General features: G+C 59.6%; 22 protein-coding genes and 1 tRNA gene. 12 read left to right on the top strand and 11 right to left on the bottom strand.

The features are described from left to right. Positions 1–9: 9 nt before the first annotated feature. On the top strand, positions 10–789 hold the full coding sequence (locus tag ACR0J4_RS10275; RefSeq protein ID WP_170642988.1) for a type III pantothenate kinase: 780 nt from the start codon (positions 10–12) through the stop codon (positions 787–789). After that, positions 786–2,453, top strand: coding sequence for a ribonuclease J (locus ACR0J4_RS10270; RefSeq protein ID WP_170642987.1), 1,668 nt, complete (start codon positions 786–788; stop codon positions 2,451–2,453). The genes ACR0J4_RS10275 and ACR0J4_RS10270 overlap by 4 nt, the downstream gene beginning before the upstream one ends. Positions 2,454–2,461: 8 nt before the next feature. Here the strand turns inward: ACR0J4_RS10270 and ACR0J4_RS10265 are convergent, their stop codons facing one another. Together ACR0J4_RS10265 and ACR0J4_RS10260 are read right to left on the bottom strand one after the other, a co-directional pair. Next, entirely contained in the window at positions 2,462–3,199 is a 738-nt protein-coding gene (locus ACR0J4_RS10265) for an NUDIX hydrolase (RefSeq protein ID WP_170554351.1), read from the bottom strand. Then, the gene (locus tag ACR0J4_RS10260; RefSeq protein WP_170642986.1) at positions 3,160–3,555 is read right to left on the bottom strand and encodes a DUF983 domain-containing protein; all 396 of its coding nucleotides are present in this window, start codon (positions 3,553–3,555) and stop codon (positions 3,160–3,162) included. Before ACR0J4_RS10260 ends, ACR0J4_RS10265 begins: the two co-directional genes overlap by 40 nt. A gap of 213 nt (positions 3,556–3,768) precedes the next feature. On the opposite strand from ACR0J4_RS10260, the gene ACR0J4_RS10255 reads away from it, so the two are divergent. From ACR0J4_RS10255 to ACR0J4_RS10240, 4 genes are read left to right on the top strand one after another with little or no spacing between them, the layout of a single operon-like run. Beyond that, positions 3,769–4,236, top strand: a complete 468-nt coding sequence (locus ACR0J4_RS10255) for an EF-hand domain-containing protein (protein ID WP_170642985.1) — start codon at positions 3,769–3,771, stop codon at positions 4,234–4,236. A 6-nt stretch (positions 4,237–4,242) separates the two neighbouring features. After that, entirely contained in the window at positions 4,243–4,857 is a 615-nt protein-coding gene (locus tag ACR0J4_RS10250) for an RNA polymerase sigma factor (RefSeq protein ID WP_480668489.1), read from the top strand. Continuing rightward, on the top strand, positions 4,850–5,203 hold the full coding sequence (locus tag ACR0J4_RS10245; protein ID WP_170554357.1) for a hypothetical protein: 354 nt from the start codon (positions 4,850–4,852) through the stop codon (positions 5,201–5,203). Before ACR0J4_RS10250 ends, ACR0J4_RS10245 begins: the two co-directional genes overlap by 8 nt. Beyond that, on the top strand, positions 5,200–5,673 hold the full coding sequence (locus tag ACR0J4_RS10240; RefSeq protein WP_170642983.1) for a periplasmic heavy metal sensor: 474 nt from the start codon (positions 5,200–5,202) through the stop codon (positions 5,671–5,673). The genes ACR0J4_RS10245 and ACR0J4_RS10240 overlap by 4 nt, the downstream gene beginning before the upstream one ends. Before the next feature lie 5 nt (positions 5,674–5,678). On the opposite strand, the gene ACR0J4_RS10235 is transcribed toward ACR0J4_RS10240, so the two are convergent. Then, positions 5,679–7,076 (bottom strand): diguanylate cyclase, encoded by a 1,398-nt coding sequence (locus ACR0J4_RS10235; RefSeq protein WP_170642982.1) that lies wholly within the window; start codon positions 7,074–7,076, stop codon positions 5,679–5,681. A gap of 89 nt (positions 7,077–7,165) precedes the next feature. On the opposite strand from ACR0J4_RS10235, the gene ACR0J4_RS10230 reads away from it, so the two are divergent. From ACR0J4_RS10230 to ACR0J4_RS10210, 5 genes are all read left to right on the top strand, one after another. After that, positions 7,166–7,450, top strand: coding sequence for a DUF3572 domain-containing protein (locus ACR0J4_RS10230; RefSeq protein WP_170642981.1), 285 nt, complete (start codon positions 7,166–7,168; stop codon positions 7,448–7,450). 17 nt (positions 7,451–7,467) lie between these two features. Further along, positions 7,468–8,160, top strand: a complete 693-nt coding sequence (locus tag ACR0J4_RS10225) for an HAD family hydrolase (RefSeq protein ID WP_170554372.1) — start codon at positions 7,468–7,470, stop codon at positions 8,158–8,160. 122 nt (positions 8,161–8,282) lie between these two features. Then, positions 8,283–9,842: a trimethylamine methyltransferase family protein gene (locus ACR0J4_RS10220; RefSeq protein ID WP_170642980.1), complete on the top strand. Its 1,560-nt coding sequence runs from the start codon at positions 8,283–8,285 to the stop codon at positions 9,840–9,842. Positions 9,843–9,948: 106 nt separating this feature from the next. Beyond that, a complete protein-coding gene (locus ACR0J4_RS10215) occupies positions 9,949–10,536 on the top strand; it encodes a heme NO-binding domain-containing protein (protein ID WP_170642979.1) in 588 nt (195 codons plus the stop codon). Next, positions 10,533–11,525 carry a GGDEF domain-containing protein gene (locus ACR0J4_RS10210; RefSeq protein ID WP_170642978.1) on the top strand — a complete coding sequence of 331 codons (993 nt, stop codon included), beginning with the start codon at positions 10,533–10,535 and terminating at the stop codon, positions 11,523–11,525. Before ACR0J4_RS10215 ends, ACR0J4_RS10210 begins: the two co-directional genes overlap by 4 nt. A gap of 2 nt (positions 11,526–11,527) precedes the next feature. Here the strand turns inward: ACR0J4_RS10210 and ACR0J4_RS10205 are convergent, their stop codons facing one another. From ACR0J4_RS10205 to ACR0J4_RS10170, 8 genes are read right to left on the bottom strand one after another with little or no spacing between them, the layout of a single operon-like run. Next, on the bottom strand, positions 11,528–12,277 hold the full coding sequence (locus ACR0J4_RS10205; protein ID WP_480668484.1) for a CbiX/SirB N-terminal domain-containing protein: 750 nt from the start codon (positions 12,275–12,277) through the stop codon (positions 11,528–11,530). Positions 12,278–12,285: 8 nt separating this feature from the next. After that, positions 12,286–13,218 carry an AEC family transporter gene (locus ACR0J4_RS10200; RefSeq protein WP_170642977.1) on the bottom strand — a complete coding sequence of 311 codons (933 nt, stop codon included), beginning with the start codon at positions 13,216–13,218 and terminating at the stop codon, positions 12,286–12,288. Positions 13,219–13,263: 45 nt separating this feature from the next. Then, positions 13,264–14,061: an MBL fold metallo-hydrolase gene (locus ACR0J4_RS10195; protein ID WP_170554385.1), complete on the bottom strand. Its 798-nt coding sequence runs from the start codon at positions 14,059–14,061 to the stop codon at positions 13,264–13,266. Beyond that, on the bottom strand, positions 14,058–14,864 hold the full coding sequence (locus tag ACR0J4_RS10190; RefSeq protein ID WP_170642976.1) for a TatD family hydrolase: 807 nt from the start codon (positions 14,862–14,864) through the stop codon (positions 14,058–14,060). The genes ACR0J4_RS10195 and ACR0J4_RS10190 overlap by 4 nt, the downstream gene beginning before the upstream one ends. Continuing rightward, the gene (locus ACR0J4_RS10185) at positions 14,861–15,982 is read right to left on the bottom strand and encodes a DNA polymerase III subunit delta' (protein WP_170642975.1); all 1,122 of its coding nucleotides are present in this window, start codon (positions 15,980–15,982) and stop codon (positions 14,861–14,863) included. Before ACR0J4_RS10185 ends, ACR0J4_RS10190 begins: the two co-directional genes overlap by 4 nt. Positions 15,983–15,985: 3 nt before the next feature. Then, entirely contained in the window at positions 15,986–16,612 is a 627-nt protein-coding gene (gene tmk, locus ACR0J4_RS10180; protein WP_170642974.1) for a dTMP kinase, read from the bottom strand. Continuing rightward, positions 16,609–17,775: a D-alanyl-D-alanine carboxypeptidase family protein gene (locus ACR0J4_RS10175; protein ID WP_170642973.1), complete on the bottom strand. Its 1,167-nt coding sequence runs from the start codon at positions 17,773–17,775 to the stop codon at positions 16,609–16,611. Before ACR0J4_RS10175 ends, tmk begins: the two co-directional genes overlap by 4 nt. 16 nt (positions 17,776–17,791) lie before the next feature. Next, complete coding sequence (locus tag ACR0J4_RS10170; RefSeq protein WP_170642972.1) at positions 17,792–19,111, bottom strand: SPOR domain-containing protein; 1,320 nt, start codon at positions 19,109–19,111, stop codon at positions 17,792–17,794. A 202-nt stretch (positions 19,112–19,313) separates the two neighbouring features. Between ACR0J4_RS10170 and ACR0J4_RS10165 the strand changes: the two genes are divergently transcribed. Continuing rightward, a tRNA-Ser gene (locus ACR0J4_RS10165) sits at positions 19,314–19,403 on the top strand. Positions 19,404–19,446 lie beyond the last annotated feature (43 nt).

Raw genomic sequence — 19,446 nt, 5'->3', positions numbered from 1 at the left:
GGGGCTCAGATGCTTCTGGCCATCGACTGCGGCAATACAAATACCGTTTTCTCGATCTGGGATGGTGAGAGTTTCCTGTGTACCCTGCGCACCTCGACCCATCACTCGCGCACGGCGGATGCCTATTTCACCTGGTATTCCACGCTGGTGAAACACTACGGTATCGAGGCTGACATTACCGACGTAATCATTGCCTCGACCGTGCCGCGCGTGGTGTTTAACCTGCGCATCTTTGCGGATCGGTTTTTTGGCTGCCGTCCGCTGGTTGTGGGCAAACCGGATTGCCTGTTGCCGGTCGCACCACGCATTGACGAAGGCACGGTGCCGGGGCCTGATCGCCTCGCCAATGCGGTGGGGGCGTTTGACCGTCATGGCGGAGACGTTGTGGTTGTCGATTTCGGAACCGCGACCAACTTTGATGTCGTCGCCTCTGATGGGGCCTATGTCGGAGGCATCATTGCGCCGGGCGTAAACCTGAGCCTTGAGGCACTGCACCAAGGGGCCGCCGCCCTGCCACATATCGACATTACCCGCCCGGAAAAGGTGATTGGTACGAATACGGTTGGCTGTATCCAATCGGGCGTGTATTGGGGCTATTCCGGTCTGATCGAGGGGCTGATCGCCCGCATCAAGACCGAATACGGAATGCCGATGAAAGTCGTTGGAACCGGAGGGCTCGCACCCTTGTTCGATCAGGCCGACGTGGGGTTCGACGCAATCGAAGATGATCTGACGATGCACGGGCTGACCGTGATCCATCGCTATAACAAGGAAAATGGCTCAACATGAGCAGCGAAAGACTGATCTACCTGCCGTTGGGCGGGGCCGGTGAAATCGGCATGAATGCCTATGTGTATGGCTACGGCGCGCCGGGCAAGGAACGCCTGATCCTCGTCGATCTGGGTGTGACCTTCCCTGACATGGATACCACGCCGGGGGTGGACCTGATCCATGCCGATATCTCATGGCTAAAGGAACGCGCCGACCGGCTTGAGGCGGTTTTTGTCACCCACGCGCACGAAGACCACGTGGGCGCCGTTGCGCATTGCTACGAGGCGCTGGGTGCACCGATCTATGCGCGCGCTTTCACCGCCAATATCGCCCGTCGGAAGATGGAAGAACACGGCCACCCTGAAGATGCTGTGCTCACTGCCTCGGCTTGGCCCGAGCAGGTCTCGGCCGGGCCTTTCACCGTTGGCTTCCTGCCAGTATCGCACTCGATCCCCGAAAGCGCCGCGCTGGTGATCGACACGCCCGAAGGGCGGATCGTGCATTCGGGGGATTTCAAACTGGATACAAACCCGGTGGTGGGCGAACCGTTTGATCCCGACCTTTGGGCCGAGGTCGCCAAAACCGGCGTGAAGGCCCTAGTCTGTGACAGCACAAATGTGTTCTCAAACCACCCCGGACGCTCAGAGTCCGAGGTCGGACCCGAGATCACCAAGCTTGTCGAAAGCGCTGAAGGTATGGTCGTGGCGACCACATTCGCCTCGAACGTCGCGCGGGTTAAGACCTTGGCCGAGGCTGGCCAGCGGGCCGGGCGTTCGGTCGTGCTTTTGGGCCGGGCCATGCGCCGGATGATCGAGGCTGCAACGGAAACCGGCATCCTGTCTGATTTTCCCAAAGTGATCAGCGCCGAAGAGGCTGTAGAGCTTCCACGTCAGAACCTGATGCTGATTGTAACCGGTAGCCAGGGCGAACGCCGCGCCGCCAGCGCACAGCTGGCTCGTGGCAAGTACCGCGGCGTCGAGTTGAAAGAGGGCGACCTGTTCCTGTTCTCCTCGAAGACCATTCCCGGCAACGAGCGCGGGGTGATTTTCATCATCAACCAGCTCAGCGAAAAGGGCGTGGATGTGGTGGATGACAGCTCGGGCCTATATCACGTTTCGGGCCATGCCAACCGGCCGGATCTTGAGAAAGTCCATGGGTTGATCGACCCGCAGATGGTGATCCCGATGCATGGCGAACACCGCCACCTGCGCGAACATGCCAAGCTGGCTGAGGCTGGTGGACGCACGGGTGTTCTAGCCGTTAACGGCACCATGCTGGATCTGACCGGCAATGCGCCCAAGGTTGTCGACTACGTTGAGACCGGGCGGACCTATCTGGATGGCACGGTCAAGGTCGGAGCATTGGACGGGGTTGTGCGCGACCGTATCCGCATGGCGCTGAACGGCCACGTGACTGTGACCGTCATTCTGGATGAAGAGGACGAGCCTCTGGGTGAGCCATGGTGCGATACGATGGGCCTGCCGGAGATCGGAACCTCTCGCGCGGCGCTTGTTGAGGTGCTTGAGGAAGACCTGAACCAGTTCCTGATGCGGGCTGAGGCCAAAACCCTGCGCGACGATGACAAGCTGGAAGAGGCCATGCGTCGGATCGTGCGTCAGACGGCTAAGGCAGAGATCGGTAAAAAGCCCGAAGTCACGGTTGTGATCAGCCGCATGAAATAAGGTTGGGGTCAGTCAACCTCGGGCATGGGGTACCCCATGAGCCTTTGGAACAGGCTGGCCTCATCATTGTTCAGAAAGAACGGGACAGAGGATGGCGGTTTCGGGTCAGTGACCCGGGCCGTGATCTCGGCCAGCACGACCTCGGTGATGAAGGGCAGGTCGAAGTTGCGGACTTCGTCCAGTTTGACCCATTGCAGGTGCGACAGCTCATCCGAGGCGCGGCTGAAATCGTCCAGATCGCCGTGAATTGCCTGTGCATCGACCAGAAAGAACCGGGCATCAAACCGTCTGGGCCGACCCGGAGGGGTAACGGCCCGGAACACGAATTGCAGCGCGTCGGCCGAGGGTTTGTAGCCCAAAGCTGCAAAGCTGGCCCAATCGGCCGGAGCGTCGCCGTCCCATTCACCGGGTTGGCCAAGGACCATCCCGGTTTCCTCCCACAACTCTCGAATTGCTGCGACGGCAAGCGCCTGTTGCAGGTCAGCCTCGGCCTGCTCGGCCAAGCGATCATAGCAGAGTTGGGGCAGCGGGGCGGCCAGTGGGATGCTCGCATCCTCGGGGTCGACCGCGCCGCCGGGAAACACGAATTTGTTCGGCATGAACGCCGCTTTGGCCCCGCGTTGCCCCATCAGGATCGAAGGCGCGGTGTAACGGTCCCGCAATACGATGACCGTGGCGGCGTTGCGGATGGCGGTCTTGTCGACGGTCACGCGGCTTTCTCGAACCCATGCATGCGCCGAGCCCATTGATAAGCCACGACAGCCCCTTTCAGGCGGGGCAGCAGGAACAGCGACAGCGCTATGCAGCCGATGGAAAATCCGATGGCCATGGTCCACGGATCCGGACGCCAATGCACGTATGACACATGCAAAGCAGGCGCCAGCAAGTGCCCGACCAGCAGAATCGTCAGATAGGCGGGGCCGTCATCTGCGCGGTGGTGAAACAGCTCTTGACCGCAATTTGAGCAGCTGTCGTTAACCTTGAGGTAGCTGTGCAACAGCTTGCCTTCGCCACATCTCGGGCATTTGCAACGAAAGCCTTTGACCAAAGCTGGCCATGTTTCGCGCTCTTCTTCCACTGCGGGGGTGATCGTTTGATCCATGATAATGTAACTCGCGCATCTATCTTTGGCGGATAATGGGCCTGTTTGCCGCAATAGAAAAGGGGGGTGCGTCGCTTTGCATCGCTTGGGTAGGGCAAGCGTTCGTGACCTGCTGATCCTTCGCTAAACTTTTTTCGACGGAAACCCGCTGGTGCCGCGTTTGAATGGATATGAGCAGCGGCAATCAGGTCGCGCCAATATGGGGAAACCGATATGAAGAACTCGAAATTCATCCCGGCAATCGTTCTGTCGGCAGTGGCGATCACAGGTACGTCGGCCCTGGCAGCAGGCCCAAAGGATCGTGAGCCTGTCTCGTTTCAGGAACTGGACGCCAATGCGGATGGTCAGATCACGAAAGAAGAGATGCAGGCTCATCGCGCACAGCGCTTCACAAAGGCTGATACTAACGGCGATGGACAGATAAGCCTTGAGGAGATGCAGGCTGCGGCCCAGCAGAAGGCCAATGATCGCGTGACCAAGATGTTCGAGAAACATGACGCGAATGGCGATGGGGTTCTCAGCACCGATGAGTTGCCCAAACCGCGCCGGGCTGACAAGATGTTTGATCGGATCGACGCGGATAGCAGCGGCGGTATCTCGGAACAGGAATTTGCCGATGCAAAAGACAAGATGGGCAAGCATCACAAGAAGCGCCAGAAATCGGACGCTGACGATAGCTGATGCAGGATGGAGGACCTGCCCCCCCCCCCTCAAGACGCCCGGGGTGGTGCGTCCCCCGCGAACGACCTTAGTGACGATAGGTTGCTGAGGATGTTTGCCGATGGCGACGCTGGGGCCGCGCGGATCCTGACGGACCGGCTGGGCCCGCGTTGCTATTCGGTTTCTCTGCGCATGCTGGGGAATCGGGCCGAGGCCGAGGATGTGACACAGGATGCCATGATGCGGCTGTGGCAGATGGCACCCAAATGGGTGCCGGGCTCGGCCAAAGTGTCAACCTGGCTCTATCGCGTGACGCTGAACTTGTGTCTAGACCGCAAGCGCAAAAAGACACCGGAGCAGCTCCCCGAGGAGGCTGAGCCGCCCGACAACGCGGCCAGCGTGGTTGAGAAAATGCAAGATACGGCGCGTCATGATGCTTTGCAGGTCGCGCTTATGCAATTGCCCGACCGACAGCGACAGGCCGTCGTGTTGAGGCATATTGAGGAACTGTCCAACCCCGAGATTGCCGGGGTCATGGGCCTATCGGTAGAAGCGGTTGAGAGCTTGACTGCGCGTGGAAAGCGGGCTTTGTCGGCCATATTGGCCGGTCGGCGGGAAGAACTGGGGTATGACGATGGCTGATGACGACATGGAACTGGAAAACCTGTTTGCTCAGGCGCGCAAGGACCGACCCGAGTTGCCGGATGATCTTGCCGTGCGTATCCAGACAGACGCTGAGACCACTCGGCTAAGGCGATTGGCGAAACACGCGCGCCCTGAACGGTCCCTGTGGTCACGCCTTCTGGAGAATATCGGTGGATGGCAGGGCTTTAGCGGTCTGGCTGCCGCCAGCGTCACCGGGATTTTCATTGGGTTTTTTGCACCTGCCGTTCTGCCGGATACGGTCGGCCTGTTCGGCACAACGGATGGCAGCGTTCTGGCGGCCGACCTTGGATTTGACACCAGTTTTCTGGAGAGTACGGAATGAGCACTGATCCAAAACCGAAGCGCCGTTGGATGCCGATCGTTCTGACTCTCTCTCTGGCGATCAACCTGTTGATCATCGGGGTCGCTGTCGGCAGCGTATTGCGGCTGAAGAATAGCGATCACGCCAAGGCACCGCCGGGCTTTGGGCCCGCATTGTACCGTGCCTTGCCAAAAGAGGACCGCAAATCCCTGAGGGGAGAGCTATCCGGCCTGCACGGCAAAGGGGCCAAGGGGCGATCTCAGGACTTCATGGTTGTGACTGAGGCGTTGCGGGTCGTTCCCTTCGATCCCGAATCCGTCACACGATTGCTGCAGCAGCAGGCGCAGGCGACCGCGGACTTGCAGGCGGCGCTTCAAGAGAAATGGTTGGTTCTGGTCACACAAATGAGCGACGAGGAGCGTCAGACCTATGCGACCCGTCTGGAAGAAGTCGTCAAACGCGGCCCGCGTGGTCACAAGAAAAAGCACTGAGGCGATCAGGCAGCGTTTTGCCTGATCTGCACTTGGTTGCGTCCGGCCTGTTTGGCCGCGTAGAGCGCTTTGTCTGCGGATTTGATCAACTGCTCGACAGGTTCGGCCTCGTTTTGTGAAAGGTAGGCCGGAGCAGACATTTTCAGACCCACACTTATGGTTACGGAAATCGGTGTGCGCTGATCGGGCAGGCGGAAAGGTACTGCGCAGATCGCCTCGCACAGGGTGCTTGCGATCGTCAGCGCCTTGGCGCGCGAGATATTGGGAACGGCGATCATGAATTCCTCTCCGCCGATACGCGCGACGAATCCGGCCTTACCGACAGCCTGTTGCATCCGTGCCGCCGCTTGAGTCAGCACGCAATCACCACTGGCGTGACCGTATTCGTCATTGATCGCCTTGAAATGATCCAGATCGGCCAGCATCAGGGCAAAACCCCGCCCAGTCTGTGCCGATTGCTGCGCAATCTGCTGGATGGCGCGCATGGCATAGCGGCGGTTCTGCAACCCGGTCAGAGGGTCGATCCACGATTCAGCGATCTCTTTCTTTAGCGAGTCTCGCATCTGATCCATTCGGCTTTTGCGGGCAATCTGGTTGTCCAGCCGCAAGACGATCTCGTCTGCGCAGAACCCGCCGAGACAGACGGCATCTGCCCCTCGGTCCAGCACCTCGGACGCGCGTGTGGCGTTGTTGTCATTCAGCACGCCGATTAGGACCGTATGGCGAGTGGCGCCGCGCGATCTGAGGTCGACCAGGATGTTCAGCGCGGACCGGTCTGCATCTAGCTCGACCACGATTGCATCCGGGACGGGGCCCGAGAGCAAGGCCTGAAGATCCGATTGGTGGTGCGAGTTCAGAGCGTAGCGGGACTGCACGGAAAGGGCTTTTTGCCAAAGCGCGCCGTTGCGCGGCGTTTGTGCAAGAACCGCAACGCGGGCCCGTTTGGGGGCTGCAATGAGCGGAGTGTCTGGCTCGGCCAGGCCAAGAGACTGGGGGTCCTCGCGCAATTGCAGGTCCTGCGTGTCAGCTCGTGCGCGCAATAGGCTACGGATACGGGCGAGCAGCAGTGTATCCTTGAACGGGTGGGTCAAAACATCATCCAGACCATCCGCCAAAGCTCGCAATCGAGCTTGCTTGTCATTCTGGGCGGTCAGGGCCACGACGGGCACGTCGCCTAAGGCCGGGTTTTCCGCGATCAGGCTTTTGACATCCGCCGCTGTGCCGTCGGGCAGCGTTTGTGCGGTCAACACGAGATCAGGCCGCACACGCCGCAAGAGCGCGGTGAGGCCTTCCAATTTCTCACCTTGCACCACGTGGTACCACGCCGCCGTCAGCTGAACCTTCAGCATAATGCGGTTTGTAGATACCCCATCTAAAACAAGGATGGTTCCCTGCACGGACATAGTCGCTCACCATTGATTGCATGCGTGAACAAAGTGTTTATGAGTCTGGTTAACAAACCCTTTCCAAGACAGGGGACTAAGGCCAGTTTATGTCGATTTCCGAAGATTCCGCCCAAACTCTTGCCCTGAATGCCCTCGGTTGGCTGGTTGGGAATGAGGAGCTTTTGCCCATTTTCCTGAGCTCGACCGGTGCCGCGGTGAATGATCTGCGCGACAGGGCGATTGAGCCCGACTTTCTAGCCTCGGTTCTGGATTTCCTGATGCTTGACGATTCGTGGATCATGGCATTTTGTGACGCGGCGGCGGTGCCGTATGACCAACCCGCTCATGCGCAAGCGGTGTTGTCGGGTGGTTCCGACGTTCACTGGACCTGACTCTGCAGGAGCTTTTCATGCCAATAGATGCGATCGTGTTCGACAAGGACGGCACACTGTTTGACTTCGCCAACACCTGGGGCACATTCGGACGGACCATGTTGTTGAGCTTGGCCGAGAACGACTCGGACCGTGCGGCGGAGCTGGGTCGGATCATCGGCTTCGACCTTGAGACCGAGACCTATTCTCCTGATAGCGTCGTGATTGCGGGAACCGTTGAGGAAATCGCAGAAGCCCTGTTGCCGCATGTCGATGGCATGCCGCGTGACGCCTTGATCGAGTTGATGAATGCCGAGGCCGCAGCCGCGCCGCAAGCTCAGGCGGTGCCTTTAGGGCCGTTCCTGGATGCGTTGAAACAGGCCGGCCTCAAGCTGGGGGTCGCCACAAATGACAGCGAACACCCGGCGCTTCAGCATCTGGAGTCGGTAGGCGTCAAAGACCATTTCGACTTTATTGCCGGCTATGACAGTGGTCATGGGTTCAAACCCGGCCCAGGCCAATTGCTGGCCTTCGCCGCGCATATCGGCGTGCAGCCGGATCGCATCGCCATGGTCGGCGATAGCCTGCACGATCTGCAGGCCGGGCGGGCGGCAGGGATGACTACGATCGGAGTCCTCACCGGTCTCGCCAAAGCCGACGTTCTTGCGCCGATGGCGGATGTGGTCTTGCCCGATATTGGTCATATCCCGGCTTGGTTGGCGGATAACTAGACCTGCAGAACCCGTTTCCGGCGGTTCAAGGCTCGTAAGCGACAAAAACTGTCGCAGATGGAACGGCCTGTTCCCACTTTCCCGGGCTTGCTTGAGAGCAGGCAACTGGCGGGGAGACGAACATGGCCGGAACCAAATCGCGCAGACGTCGTAGCGGAGGGCGCGCGGGCGCTGCCGAGCGCCGGGGAAGTGCGGCTATTGATCAGATGCCGTGGAACCCTCCAGTCAATATCGATGCGCCAACCGAGCCTCTGGATCAGGACGGGATCGAGGCAATCCACGACGGTGCCATGCGAATTCTCGAAGAGATCGGGGTCGAGTTCTATAACGAAGAAGCGATCGGAATCTTGCGTGAGGCAGGCTGTAAGATAGACGGTGACAACGTACGGATGGACCGTGATTTCGTGATGGAGATGGTGGCAAAAGCCCCGAGCCGTTTCACGATCACTCCGCGCAATCCCGACCGGACGATCGAGATTGGTGGGCGGAACATCCTGTTCGGCAACGTCTCCTCCCCTCCGAACTACTGGGATATGGAGATCGGAACCAAAGTTCCCGGCAACCGCGAGATGTGCCGTAACCTGCTGAAGCTGACACAGTACTTTAACTGCATCCATTTTGCCGGCGGCTACCCGGTTGAGCCGGTCGATATTCACGCCAGCATCCGCCATCTGGATGTGCTCTATGACAAGCTGACCCTGACGGATAAGGCGATGCACGCCTATTCACTGGGTAAAGAGCGGGTTGAAGACGTGATGGAGATGGTCCGCATCGCGGGCGGATTGAGCCATGAAGAGTTCGAAGCCACGCCGCGGATGTATACCAACATCAACTCGACCTCGCCGCTGAAGCACGACCACCCGATGATCGACGGCTGCCTGCGTCTGGCGCGGCGCGGGCAAGCTATCGTTGTCACGCCATTTACCTTGGCCGGAGCGATGGCCCCAGTCACAATCGCTGGCGCGGTGGCGCAATCTCTGGCCGAAGCGCTCTGTGCTATCGCTCTGTTCCAATATGTGCGCCCGGGGATTCCCTGCGTGATTGGAACCTTTACCTCGAACGTGGATATGAAATCCGGGGCCCCGGCTTTCGGGACGCCAGAGTATATGCGGGCCACTCAGATGACGGGCCAGATGGCGCGCTTCTATGGTCTGCCGATGCGATCGTCAGGCGTCTGTGCGGCGAATGTGCCGGATGGGCAGTCGGTGTGGGAGACGTCAAACTCGCTCTGGGCGTCGGTGCAGTCGGGGACCAACATGGTCTATCACGCGGCGGGATGGCTTGAGGGCGGGTTGATCGCAAGTCCTGAAAAGTTCATCATGGATTGCGAAATCCTCCAGCAAATTCAACGTTATATGAATCCTGATCTCACCGCGACCGGCCCGGATGAGATCGCCCTCGACGCGATTCGTGCGGTCGGCAATGACGGGCATTTTTTTGGCATTCAGCACACTCAGGACCGTTACACGACCGCTTTCTATCAACCGTTTCTGAGTGACTGGAAGAACTACGAAGGATGGGAGATCGCAGGTGGTATTTGGACCGCGGAACGCGCGCATCACATGTTCAAAGAGATCATCGGAAGTTTCGAAGCACCCCCTCTGGACGAGGGTATTCGCGAGGACTTGGCCGAGTTCGTCACCCGCCGTAAAGCCGAAGGCGGGGCACCGACGGATTTTTGATATCGCTATGATACTAAGAGGTCTTTCCGCTGATCAGCAGCGGTTCTTGGCTATTTGTTAAGGATTGTCAGGCCACAGTACGGATGCAACCAATCTGAGGCATCTGATGCATGGTCTGATCAATCGGGCAATACAGTCGTTTGTATGCGCAACCTACGGGCGGCCGTGCTGGCAGCGCGTGACAGATTCGGCCGGATTGGGGTTTTCCGAGTTTGAGGCCATGTTGACCTACGATGACGCGATCACGGCCTCTCTGCTGGATGCGCTCAGTACGGAGCTCGCCCGGCCGCGACCCGAGATTCTTGAAGACGTAGGAACCTATCTGGTCTCACATCCCAATACCGAAGGGCTGCGCCGCCTGTTGCGATTTGGCGGCGTGACTTATGTCGAATTCCTCCATTCCCTTGATGATCTGGCGGATCGGGTGCGGTTGGCTGTTTCCGATCTGTCTCTTCCGGCCCTCGAATTGCAAGAGCTTTCGCAGACCGAATTCCAGCTTATCTGTGGGCCCGGGCTGCCCGGATATGCCAGCGCAATGGTCGGTGTTTTGCGTGCGATGGCAGATGATTACGGTGCTTTGGTGATGTTGTCGCATGACGGGCAGAAGGGCGAGGCTGAGGTGATCTCGATCCTGCTTGTCGAAAGCTCGTTTGCCGAGGGACGGCAATTCGATCTGGGAGCGCGGGGCGCATGACGCGGATGGATGATCTTGCAGAACTGCTGAAAACCCTGTGTCCGATGTTTCTGCTGGTTGACCAGAACGGTCGCATCCTCCGCGTCGGTCCGACATTGCAGAAGTTGCGCCCGGACCGGGTCATGGATGGGAAAAGTTTCCTGGATGTTTTTGAGATGGTTCGCCCTCGCGCGGTGACAACTTTACCGGCGCTTATGGCTTTGGCCGGTGCGAACCTGAACCTGCGATTTCATGATGAGCCGCGCACTGCCCTCAAGGGGCTGGTTGCACCGCTTCCGGGCGGGGAAGGGGCGGTTATCAACCTGTCCTTCGGTATCTCGATCCTCGACGCGGTGCGGGACTATGCTTTGACCAGCGCTGATTTTTCCGGCACTGATCTGGCTATCGAACTTCTCTATCTGGTTGAGGCGAAATCGGCCGCAATGGATGCGTCTCGGTCGCTAAACCTTAGGCTGCAGGGCGCAATGCTCGCGGCAGAGGAGCAGGCTTATACCGACACCCTGACCGGAGTAAAAAACCGGCGCGCAATGGACAGCCTTCTAGGGCAGATGACCGCGTCGAAAGCGCCGTTTGCGGTGATGCAAATTGATCTGGACTACTTCAAATCTGTGAACGACCTGCTAGGACATGCCGCAGGGGATTTCGTCTTGCAGCAGGCTGCCCGGATCATGATCGAAGAAACCCGAGACGACGACACGGTGGCACGAATCGGTGGGGATGAGTTCGTCATCATCTTCCAAGGCTTTTCCAACACGGACAGACTTTCGACGATCGCAGACCGGTTGATCGAAAGGCTGAACCAACCGATGAGGTTTCAGGACAAGGATTGCTGTATCTCCGCAAGTATCGGCACAGCCTTGTCTACGCATTTTGACAATCCGAGGGCCGAAGATGTTTTGCAGGCGTCGGACCTCGCGCTGTATCAGGCCAAGCGAGAGGGTCGATCCTGCCACCGGCTCTTTTCCACGCTGCTCAAGGCGCAATCCTGAGATCAGGCCTTGGAAAACGCCGCTTGCAGAGTGTCTGCGATTTGGCGCTGTATCGGGGGTAATTCGCCGATCACCGGCAGAACGGTGCCTCGGAATTGCGCTTTGTCCAGCTCTTCTGGGACATCTTCAAGCACGTGACCTCCGCGACAGGCGAAGAACGGCAGGCAGATTGACTGCTCCGACGCTCCATTGGCAGCATCGGAAATCGACGGAGGTTCCTCGACAAATCCAACACGAATCGAGCGGAACGTCATTCTCCGCGACAGCTGCTCGGCAAAATCCTTGGCGACGGCTGATGGGTTTCTGCTCCGGCCCGAACCGTGGGCGGCGATGATCAGATCAGAAGCAGCCGCGCTCCAGTCTTTTGCCTTCAGTGCCGATTTCAACGCGTCGCTGACAAGATCGGGAAGCATGGGGTCGGTGCCCAACGGGTCAAGAATGCGCAAGTTGCGATCCCCGATACGTTTTGGCAGAGCGCTGGTGACAAACCAGCCCTTGGCCATGAACAAAGGGTAAATCACCGGGTCGTGGGGCAGGCTGTCCATCACCTCCTCAAGTGCGCCGGGATTGGCCAGCGTGGCAGAATGGACCGACACATCGGACGCGAGCGCGTTCACCTCAGCGGCGAACGTGGCCAGAGATGCCTCAGCTGGCTTCGGGTCTGAGGGTTGACCATGGGCAACGATGATGGCGTGCGGCATTCCGGCCTCCTGTTCCTGAGCGGTAAGTGTGTCGCCGGTTCTCTGTGTCAAGGCGGGTGTTAGCCCAAAAGTGTCAGCCAAAGCCAGACGGTTAGGATTGAGGTGGCGGTTCCGATCAGCACTGACGAGGCCGCGACCCTCTTGGCGCGCCCGTACATGTTGGCGAAAATATAGGCGTTGAAACCTGGGGCCATCGCTGCGTTCAGCACTCCGGAGCGGAACAGGTCTTGCGGCAGCCCTGCGGATGTTCCGAACAGCCACACGAGGCTTGGGTGCAACATCAGAGAAATCCCGCAAACATAGGCGATCGTGCGCAGATCCCCTTCGGGTTTGTATTTCACAAGCACGCCACCCAGCGCGAACAACGCGCCGGGCAAGGCGGCACGAGTCACGAGTTCCAGCGCCTCATCCACCACTTGTGGAATGACCAGCCCGGACAGATTGACGACAAAGCCAAGCGCGATACCAAGGATCAACGCGTTCTTGAACATCGCAGACAGAACCGAGCGCACCATTTTTGTGCCACCATGGCCGCGATTGCGCACGATCTCCATCACAGTGATCCCGACGCCGTAGCAGAACGGTGAGTGGAAGGCGATGATCGCGTAATTGCCCGTCAGGCTTTCGGGGCCATAGGCGCGTTCGGTAATGGGCAGGCCCAGAAGGACCGAGTTCGAAAACAGGCAGCAAAAGCCGATGGCGACGCAGTCTTCCCAATCACGGCCAAAGATCAGCCGTGCCCCAAACAGCCCCGCAGTAAAACAAAGTGCGGCTGCGGAATAGAAACTGACCAGAAGTCGAGGGTCGAAACTAGCGCTGAGATCCAGATGGGCGATGGCGAGAAACAAGAGGCAGGGAATAGCAAAGCCCTGCGTGAAGCGCATCAACCCGTCGACATGCACCTCCTTGAAATAGCCCGAACGGGTCGCGGCATAGCCCGCGCCAATCACCAGAAAGACCGGTAGGATGACGTCAATCAGGCTTTGAAGCATATCGCCCCCGGTTTTGGCGATATGTGTGCCGCAAAAGGCAGGGCCTTACAGCGCTTGCTCGATCACCATCCCGTCAAAGGCGGGGGTGATATGGCCGGCGGTTTCGGCCTCGACCGTCGCATAGTCCAGGTCGATATGCATATTGGTCAGAACGGCGCGCTTGGGCTGAAGTTTCTCAATCCACCCCAGCGTTTTTTCCAGATGCGCATGGGTAGGGTGCGGCGCGCGGCGCAGGGCGTCGATGACCAGACAATCCAGGCCTTCCATCTCAACCCATGCATCGTCATAGATTTCGGCGACATCGGGCAGATAGGCTAGCTTGCCCATCCGAAACCCTAGCGCGTCGATTGATCCATGGTTCACGCGGAACGGGCGCAGGGGGATCGGACCTCCGGGGCCGTCGACCTCGAACGGGCCGTCAATAGATTTAAGCTCCAGAATCGGTGGGTACGGAGAGCCCTCGGGCTGGATGAACGCATATCCGAAGCGCCCCAGCAGTGCATTCTGGGTGTCGCCATCCGCCCAGACCGGCACACGGGTCTTCATGTTGAAGACGATCATTCTCAGATCATCAAGGCCGTGCACGTGATCGGCGTGAGAATGAGTATAGACCACCCCGTCGAGCCGCCCGGTTCCTGTATCCAGAAGCTGGCTGCGCATATCCGGCGAGGTGTCGATCAGGACCGAGGTCGTACCCTCCGGCCCGTCTCTTTCGACCAGCATCGAGCAGCGGCGGCGGATATTTTTTGGGTTCTCGGGGTCGCAATCGCCCCAATGCCCACCAAGGCGCGGTACGCCGCCCGAGGACCCGCAGCCCAAAATGGTGCAGCGCAGCTGTGTCATGCGGCGGCCTTATACTGTGCCGCTTTTGAGAACAGGCGGTCAAAGTTTACCTGTGTCTGGGCGGCGAAATCTGCGTAATCCATGCCGAATACCTCGGCCCCTTTGCGGGCGGTGTGCGCGGTATAAGCGGGTTCATTGCGTTTGCCCCGGTATGGGGGCGGAGCAAGATAGGGGGCGTCGGTTTCGACCAGAATGCGATCTACCGGAGCGATTGAGAAGATATCGCGCAGCTCCTGACTTTTGGGGAAAGTGGCAATTCCGGACATAGACAGGTAGAACCCAAGGTCAAGGGCAGCTTTTGCCAACTCGGCCGAGGATGAAAAACAGTGCATCACGCAGGAATAGGGCGCGTTGCGGTATTCCTCGGCCAGAATGCGCGCCATATCGTCATCGGCTGCGCGGGCGTGGATGATCAGAGGCAGGCCGGTGCGTTGGGCCGCCTCAATATGAATGCGTAGGGATTGCTTTTGCACCTCGGCGCTGTCGGCGGTGTAGTGATAGTCCAACCCGGTCTCGCCGATGCCCACGAATTTGGGGTGCTGCGCCAATGCGACCAGTTCATCGACCGTGGCCATCGGCTCGTCCGCCGCGCTCATCGGGTGGGTGCCGGCGGCATAGAAGATCGGTGCATGAGCCTCGGCGATTGCGCGCACGCTGGGTTCATTGCGCAGGCGGGTGCAGATAGTGACCATGCGGGTCACACCGGCCTCGGCTGCATTGGTGATGATTTGGTCCAGTTGCCCTTCGAAATCGGGGAAGTCTAGATGGCAATGGCTATCGGTGATCTGGGGGATGTTGCTCATCTGCTCTGACCGGAGGTTTCTTGTATCTTGAACATCGTATCTAGGACCAACGCGGCAGGGTCAAGGTTCACCGCCTGACCATGACGTGCGCGGGCAGTGATCGTTGCCGCCACCTCGGCCCAGTTGCGGGCCTGATGGGGGGAGGCCGAAAGCCGGGTCAGAATTTCCGCCTCATTGGGCGCGGCTTCAGGCGAGGGGGCTGCGCCCGTTGCTCCTGTCATCGCCAGACGGGATAGTGCCACGTCGATTAGGGTCAGCAACAGCTCGAAACGCTCGGCTGCGCCGCGCTGGGCGGCGGCTTCGGCCAGCTTAAGGGCGCGCTGACGGTCCATTCGGGGCAGGGTGCCCAGAATAGCGATCAACTCGGCATAGATCTCAAGCCCGCCCAGATTGATGAGACGGACCGCGTCGCCCACCGACCCAGCGGCCAGAGCGGCAAGGTGATCGGTTTGGCTGGGAACCTCCGCCCCGGTCTGTACCAAAGCGGTCTGCATATCCTCAGGACCCAGCGGTGAGAGACGCAAGGTGCGGCAACGTGACCGGATGGTCGGCAACAGGCGCGAGGGTTGGTGCGAGATCAGCAGTAACGTGGTGCGCGCCGGTGGCTCCTCAAGCATTTTCAGAAGGGCATTCGCGGCGCTGACGTTCATTTCATCAGCCGCGTCCACAATGACCACTCGCCGCCCGCCATCTGCCGAGGACAGGCCGAAGAACTTGCCCAGCTTGCGGATGTCATCCACCACGATCTCATTCCGGAGACGCCCCTGATCATTCAGCGACCGGGTGATCGCCGCCAGCCCCGGTTCTGCGCCAGCAAATATGCGATGCGTTACCGGATGATCCGGGTCGATCTCCAGCGTTTGCGGGGGCGGAGGCGCGCCGAACAGCCCTCCGTCATCCGCCGGAGGGGTGGCGAGCAGAAACCGCGCGATCCGCCATGCTAACGTGGCCTTGCCGACGCCACGCGGGCCGGTCAGAAGCCAGCCATGGTGCAGCCGGTCCGAGTTGTAGGCGCTTAGAAATGCTTGCTCGGCCGTGTCCTGCCCGAACAGCCGCGCGGTCTCACGCGGATGCGGCGCTCCGGGCGCTTGATCTGGGGTTGGGATGTCGTCGCTCATCGTCTATCGCAAGGCTGCCTCGACGATATCTCTCACATCCTGTGCGACAGTGTCCATGTCGCGATTGCCATCGATGACGCGAAACCGGTCGGAAAACTCATCAGCCAGCGCCAGAAAACCGGCGCGCATCTGTTTTTGCAGGGCAGGACCGAAATCTTCGAATCGCTCCTCGGTGCCCTGTCGCCCTTTGGCACGAGACAGGCCTGTCTCCGGATCCATGTCGATCAGCAAGGTCATGTCCGGCTCGCGCCCGATCATAAGGTCATGGAGCTGATCGACAACCGCCCGCAGGTTCCCACGAGACAGGCCCTGATACATCCTTGTGCTGTCGGCGAAGCGGTCGCAGATCACCACCTTACCCGCGGCCAAGGCCGGTTCGATTGTTCGTTCCAGATGATCGCGACGGGCGGCGGTGAACAGCAACAGCTCGGTTTCCGCCGACCACCGGTCAGGGTCGCCTTCCAGTACAAGGCGGCGGATTTCTTCTGCCCCCGGTGACCCGCCGGGTTCGCGCGTCAGCACGACCTGATGGCCCACATTGCGGAGAGACTCGGCCAGCATCCGGGCCTGAGTTGATTTGCCTGATCCGTCTATGCCTTCAAAGGTCAGGAATAACCCGCGTTGCGTCACATCGACTCCAGCGGGTTATTGATAACGTCTTTCAGGACAATCCCGCCAACGGTCATCATTCGCACCATGAAACCGCCCAGCGGGACATCCTCGGCCGCGAACAGAGGGCGGCGGATTTCGGGCAAACCTTCGGGCTTGATCACCAGCTCGGCCAGTTGCTGGCCCTTGGCAACGGGTGCGTTGACGGGGCCGTCATAGACAACCTCGGCCTCGATAATCTGGGTGCCCAGAACCGGGAACAAAACATTCAGGTCGCCGTCGGGCACCAGACCCACGGTCTTTTTCTCACCCATCCACAGCTTGGCTTCGGCTATTGGCGCTTCTTCGGTGGCAACTGTCCTCTCGACAAAATTTCGAAACGACCAGTTAACCACGGACTCAGCCTCCTCTGCCCGCTGAGCGGTACTGTCTAGGCCGGTGAGAACGAAGATCACCCGGCGATCGCCTTGTTTGGCCGATCCGACAAGGCCGTAGCCGGCCTCTTGCGTGTGGCCGGTTTTTAGGCCGTCGGCCCCAATGTTCAGCCGTAGCAGAGGGTTGCGGTTGCGCTTGTTAGAAGGCGCGCGCCCGTCAAACTCGAATTCTTCTTCAGCGAACAGAGGGTAATATTCGGGAAAATCCGTGATCAGCCGATCTGCGAGGACGGCCAGATCATGCACGGACATCATATGCCCGGCAGCGGGCCAGCCGTTGGAGTTGGCAAAGTTCGAGTTGTTCATCCCCATCTGCTGCGCGCGCTGGGTCATATAGCGGGCAAATCCGGCCTCGGTCCCATCGGGGCTAAGCGCCTCGGCGATCACCACACAAGCGTCATTGCCGGACAGTACGATAATGCCGCGTATCAGATCCTCGACGGTTACACGGTCCTGCGTGTTCAGGAACATGGTCGAGCCGCCATAGCTCATGGCATGTTCCGAGACAGGCAGGGTTTCCTGCAGCGTCAAACGCCCATCACGTAGCGCTTCGAACGCGACATATAGCGTCATGAGCTTGGACATGGATGCGGGCGGAAGCGGCTGATCGGCGTCTTTGGAAAGAAGCACGGTACCTGTGGTCTGATCCATTACATATGCCGCGCGCGCCGAGGTGTCGAACGCGTGGGCGGGCAGGGCCAGAACAGCTATCCCGAGGGTGAAAACGGATGTTCGCAATGCGGATAGCATAAGGTGTCTCCTGTTCTTAGTTGGCCACAGTGAACGCATCGCCAAAGCCCAGATCTTTCACGTCGTTCTGGATGGCCTTGCGCTCGGCGCGAGTGGCGGCGGGTCCGACCAGCACGCGCCAGACGGTGTTGTCTTCGGTCTTTAACTCTCGCACCTCGGCCGACATGCCGTTTCTGCGGATCTTGGCGGCGGCGCTGTTTGCATTGGACTGAACACCAAACGTACCAACCTGAACAAAGGGTTTCGAAAGTGAAGATGTCGTGGCGGCCGTCGCGGCGACAGGCGTCGGCTCTGCGGCGTCGATAGCGGCTGCGGCCCCTTCGATCGGGTCAAGCGTAGTTTCGGTGATCGCGTTGGGATCTTTTTTCTGCCACCACTTGCGCTTGGTCGGTTTTTCCGCAGGCGCAACCACCGGTGCATCGGTCAAAGCCGGAGACGTGCTGGCCGCCGATATCTCTTCGGTGGCCTCGACGGCGGCCTCGGCGCCATCCACGGCTGCGTCCGAGGCAACAGCGGCTGCGCCTACAGCGCCTGCGGTCGCCGCGGCGGTGGGTTCTTTCTTCTGCCACCATTTGCGCTTGGCCGGTTTTTTCGTCTCGGAGGTAGCTTCGGGCACATCAACTTCGGCCACGTCACTAGTTATGGCGGCCTCGGCCCCCTCTTCGGCTGCGTCTGAGGCAACAGCGGCTGCGCCCACAGCGCCTGCAGTCGCCGCTGCGGCAGGGGCTTTTTTCTGCCACCATTTGCGCTTAGCCGGTTTTTCCGTACCAGAGGTGGCTTCGGATGCATCAACCTCGGCCACGTCACCGGCGGCGGCGGTCTCGGTGCTTGCTTCCGGGGCGGTCTCGACGTCAGCGACCTCGGGTTCGGGCGGCGCCACCTCAACGGTTTCTCGCCGCAGGGCCACCACGTTGATCTTGGTTGGCGCGCCAGCAAGGATACCCAATTGCTCCGCCGCTGCAGATGACACTTGCAAGGCGGGGCCGGGCAGGTTGCGTTCACGTCGGAACAAAGCGCCGGTTACGGATTTGTTGTTCGAGGCATTCTTGATGATCACCCGCTCGGGCTGAGTCACATCCGGGTGAGCCACCCAGATCCCGCCCAGCGAGGGGCGGCCGTCCCACAGTCCGGCCTCGGTCAATTGGAACACGTCCGGTGCCTCGACATCGCGCTGTGCGTCGCCGGAGGATTGCGGGAAAAGTTCGTTCTTGCTGGTATTTTCGTCGGGTTTTTCTGCGGTTGCCAGCGTTTCCTCACAACCCGACAACACCACCAAGGCTACAGCCAAGCACGCCAGCCGTTTTGGCCCTGGGCGGATCTCAGTCGCTCGCTTCATTTTGTCATCCCTTGCCTGAAGGGGCCTCGTTCCCCGAGCCCCACCGTCAGCCAGCCGGTTCTTCGCGCCAGTCTGCTGCGGTCTTTCATGCGGATCATAACGTGGGTATGGTTCTATGGAAAGTCCGCTGGTTGGGCTTCGGCAAGATTTCCCGATTTCGACTTGCCTCTGATTTCAGTTGGCCTTAGACCCTGCTTTCGACGGGGAGGTGGCAGAGTGGTCGAATGCGGCGGTCTTGAAAACCGTTGGGCGTGAGAGCGTCCCCAGGGTTCGAATCCCTGTCTCCCCGCCACTCATACCTGTCTCACTTCAGTTGTGTTTTCTGACCCGGAATT

It is taken from the genome of Ruegeria sp. B10, assembly GCF_056539825.1.
Note: the sequence above shows the minus strand (reverse complement) of the source record. Positions and strands in the feature narration are given on the sequence as shown.